Source organism: Chitinophaga sp. (assembly GCF_035564935.1).
In the GTDB taxonomy this organism is placed as follows: domain Bacteria; phylum Bacteroidota; class Bacteroidia; order Chitinophagales; family Chitinophagaceae; genus Chitinophaga.
This window is the reverse complement of sequence record NZ_DATMTE010000676.1, coordinates 1-4,312: the sequence shown is the minus strand read 5'-3', so window position 1 is coordinate 4,312 and position 4,312 is coordinate 1. Positions and strand designations below refer to the sequence as shown.

Here is a 4,312-nt window from a genome sequence, read left to right as displayed (position 1 = left end):
TTCAGTTTATCTTCCAGCATGGCGCCCCTGAGATTCTTTCCTACAATTTTTCCGGACGGATCAATCAGCAGGTTACTTGGAATAGACTCTATACCAAAATCGGTAGATACCTCATTCTTCCATCCTTTCAGATCTGATAGCTGGGTCCAGGGCATTTTATCATCACGGATCGCTTTTTTCCAGTTGGCGGCTTTATCATCGAGTGAAATGCCGATAACAATAAATCCTTTGTCTTTAAATGCGTTGTATGCCTTCAATACATTGGGGTTTTCTGCGCGGCAGGGCCCACACCAGCTGGCCCAAAAATCCACCAATACATATTTCCCTTTAAAATCGCTGAACCGTACCGGGTTTCCACTGGTATCACGCTGCATAAAGTCCGGCATCTGTTTTCCCAGCCGGCTTTTCTCCAAAAGGTCCAGGGTATGGGCAAGTTTTTTGCCTGATTCAGTTTGTTTTACCGACTTATCAAGCCCTCCGTACATGCGTTTTATCTCGTTGTAGTCAGCACCAAACGAGGTTTGCTGTTCTATAAGACACAGGCTGTAGAAACTTTTGGGATGACTGGCTATAAATTGATTTATCACACGCTCCTTTTGCTTTTGAAGATCAGCCAGTTGCTGATCTAATACTGTTTTCTCTTTTATAGCACCATCCTTAAATCCGGCATGCAGCCGGTTTTGCTGATCTGTCAGTTTTTCAAGGGTTATCCCTAACTGGTGTGCATCCTGCTGCGTTGGAGAACCGGTGATGATATAGGATTCTGTAGAATCTCTAACCCCGGTAAGCTTCATATGACCCGGCTCTGCGTAGAAGAAATTGCCGTTATGATTTATTGTCAGTCCAATTAACTGCGGTTCACTTAAATTGGCCTTCCAGGTGAAATTATCGTTCACGGATTTAATAGTATCAATTTTGAATATACCGTTCTTCCTGTAGCTAATTTCAACGTTGGCACCGGCTAAGCCCTTCAACCGGCCGGAAAGTATTGTATTCTGGGCCAGCGCTATTAAGTGGAGCGAAGACAGTCCTATAAGCAGTATACCGCTTAATAAATTCTTTCTTTTCATATGACATGCTGATTTGTTGTAAATAAAAGTCACCATCCAGGGCATGATTAATACCCTGGAAATGAATTATTGTTAGTAAATGAATACTTTAATACCCCGGATTCTGCGTGAGTAAGTTATCTAATTGTATTTGCGCCTGCGGGATAGGATATAATTGGGCATCCGCACTAAAACCAGTCTTTACAGCACCAAGCACCGTTTCTGCCCTTCCCGTCCTTTTCAGATCATACCAGCGGTTGGCCCATTCACAGAAAAACTCCACCTGGCGTTCGTGCATAACAGCATTCAATACAGCTGCCTGCGATGCAGGATCTGCTGTACTTGCAGCTAACCCGGCCCGGGCGCGTATAATATTCACATCCGCCAGGGCATCCGTCAGGTGGTTCAGATGCGCAGCCGCTTCAGCGCGGATAAGATACATCTCAGCTAATCTCAGGATCATCTGATCTTCAGTAGGTGTACTGCTTGCTACCACGTTTTTATATTTATACGGATAATAAATTGTTATGCCGTTTACGGTGGATGATCCAACCCAGTTCTGTAAACGTTTGTCTCCGGTTTCAAAGGCTGCCAGCAAGGAGGCTGTTAATATATAATTTGGAATAGCGCCGGGGTAATTAGGAACAAAATGCTGTGCATCTGACACCCCATAATTACCCTGATTTCCGGGAATCTGCCAGATGGCTTCGGCACTGCCTTCGAGAAATACGCCGGTTAAGGGTGTATTCGTCAGATTGTAAAGACCTGACTTAATCACCGAATCAGCCTCATTGTAAGCGCTTTGCCAGTTGCCCTGGTATAAATTAACTTTAGCAAGCAATGCGATAGCTGTATATAAATTGGGGCGGGCCCGTCCTGCTGATGGGTAACCGGCTGTTAGTTTCATGCTTGCATCTGTAAGGTCTGCCATCACCTGTTTATAAATGTCCGCAGCGGAGGACCTGGGTAAACGCTGTGTTTCCTGATAGGATATTGAAGTAACCAGTGGTACGCCTCCAAACAGGTTCACCATATTAAAATAGTACAGTGCGCGTACCACTTTCATTTCACCCGAGATCTGCTGCCGGAAGGCTGTAGAGAAATTGGCATTGCCGGTAATACCATTCAACACTGCATTCACCTGGTAAATACCCTGGTAAGGATATCCCCATAAGGTAGTAATACCACTGTTCAGGGGTGTGAGGTTATAGCTAAAGAATTGCTGCACATCGTCTGTATTGTTGTATGACAATTCATCCGCCGAAAGACCACAGGCAGTGGTTAATTGTCCACTGGTATATGCAAAACCGTTACCTGTATTATAGGCATACACGCCGGCAACAGCGGTGATGGCTGTTGCGCTATCCGCAAACTGTTGTTGCTGTGTAACAGATGAAGGCGGATTGGAAGGGATCGTGATTAATTTCTTGCAGGATGTCAATGATACGGCTGCTATCAACATACCGGTCATTATTTTTTTTATATCAAAAAGCATGATCATTTTCTTAAAGTTTGAGATTTAAACCAAATGCCAGGATACGTTGTACAGGAAAAGTGGCCACTGAACCGGGAGTTTCCGGATCACCCACTTTATAGTTTGTAAACGTCAGTAGATTTTGTGCGTTTGCGAAAACACTTGCTCCTTTCATATGCGCTTTACTCAAAAAGGCATCGGGCAGTTGGTACGATAATGAAACCGTTTTTACACGCAGGTAGGTATCATCACTATAAACGCCGCTTGATTGTGCAAACCTCAGCGCAGGGCCTACAACGGCAGAACTATAGCTACTTCCCAAACGCTGTAACTGCTTAACATCTCCTGCTTCTTTCCAATAATTATCCAATACCGCCACAGGTTGATTATGGGCAAAACCCAATTGGTTGGAATTATATATCTCGGCCAGGTAGCTGGGCGCGTTCCGGCTGGAAAACTGGCAATAAATATACAGGCTGAATTGCTTCCAGGTGAAAGTGTTGCCTAAGCCGCCCATGTATTTTATTTCCTGGTTGCCTATCGGAACCTGGTCACCACCAGTTGAGGCCGGGCCATATACAGGATTGGAAGTAACGGTTCCATCTTTTGCGTAAAATTCAAAAAGACCTGTTTTAGGATTTACATCCTTATACCTATACCCATAGATGATAGAAGTTGGTTCACCAATTTCATACACATTCGCATAAGAAGAACTTGCCAGGTCAGGAAACGCCAGTAGTTTGTTACGATTAAATGAAATATTAAAACTGGATTTCCAGGAGAAATTCTTCTTTCTAATATTGGTTGAGCTGATCGAAAACTCAAATCCCTGGTTTTGAACAGTAGCATTTAAATTCCCCAATACTGATGACTTACCAACCTGTATGGGTAAAGGATAATCTACCAATTGATTGCCTTCCCGGTTCCTGTAATAAGTAGTGTTAAATAAAAGACGGTTGTCAAAAAGACCAAGGTCCAGGGCTATGTTCAGGGATCTTTTTAATGCCCAGCTGTAATCAGGATTGTAAAGATTAACCGGATAACTTGGATTAATACCCTGGAAATTTGGCAAATAAGGCGGGAAGCCCGCGTATAGTGCCTGGTATTGATATGCCTTTATACCATCGGAGCCGGAAGTTCCATAGCTGCCTGATATTTTACCATAACTCAATACAGGAGATAGCTTTTTAATCCCTTCCCGTTCGGAAAAGATCCAACCTGCACCAATGGAGCCAAAATTACCAAACTGGTGCCCCGGGCCAAAATTACTGGAACCATCCCGCCTGCCCGTTAAATTAAGAATGAACTCACTGTTATAGATATAATTCAACCGGGCAAAACCTGCACTATACCTGTAAATGTTGGAGGCATCCATAGCGCTTACTGAAGGAGCGCCGTTAATTGACCCCAGAAAATTATCATTGGAATACCCTTGCCCCGTTGTGTAAGTTGAATTATTGGTATTTTTTTTATAAGTAGTACCCACTAACACGCTTAAGTTACCTTTACCAATATTCCTGTTGTAATTAATTTGTGGTTCTATATTGATCGTCTGAAAATTGTTAACAGAAAAGTTGGCTTGCCTGTTAATATACATCGGGTTCTGCGCCACGCCGGGGTTTATGGAAGTTTCGTTGGTACTATTCCGGTTATAGCCCATGTTGGCACTAATTGTAAGGCCCTTAAACAATTTATAGGAAATACGAAATGCGGCATTAAAATTATAATTCTGCAGGTTAGTTGGCTGCATCAAAGAACTATAAAATTGATAAGTAGTTAAATCTACGCC

Annotated in this window: 3 protein-coding genes; all 3 read right to left on the bottom strand. The window is 43.2% G+C overall.

The genetic code is table 11. From position 1 onward, the window contains the following. On the bottom strand, positions 1–1,070 hold a 1,070-nt coding region (locus VN105_RS17465; RefSeq protein WP_325642816.1), incomplete at its 3' end, for a TlpA disulfide reductase family protein. An 88-nt stretch (positions 1,071–1,158) separates the two neighbouring features. Further along, the gene (locus VN105_RS17460; RefSeq protein ID WP_325642815.1) at positions 1,159–2,511 is read right to left on the bottom strand and encodes a RagB/SusD family nutrient uptake outer membrane protein; all 1,353 of its coding nucleotides are present in this window, start codon (positions 2,509–2,511) and stop codon (positions 1,159–1,161) included. A gap of 43 nt (positions 2,512–2,554) precedes the next feature. After that, positions 2,555–4,312, bottom strand: a 1,758-nt coding sequence (locus tag VN105_RS17455) for a TonB-dependent receptor domain-containing protein (protein WP_325642814.1), incomplete at its 5' end; no start/stop codon positions are given.

Bases quoted from the DNA above. Each gene is read 5' to 3' on its own strand.
- VN105_RS17460 (WP_325642815.1), bottom strand. From the start codon at position 2,511: ATGTTGATAGCAGCCGTATCATTGACATCCTGCAAGAAATTAATCACG.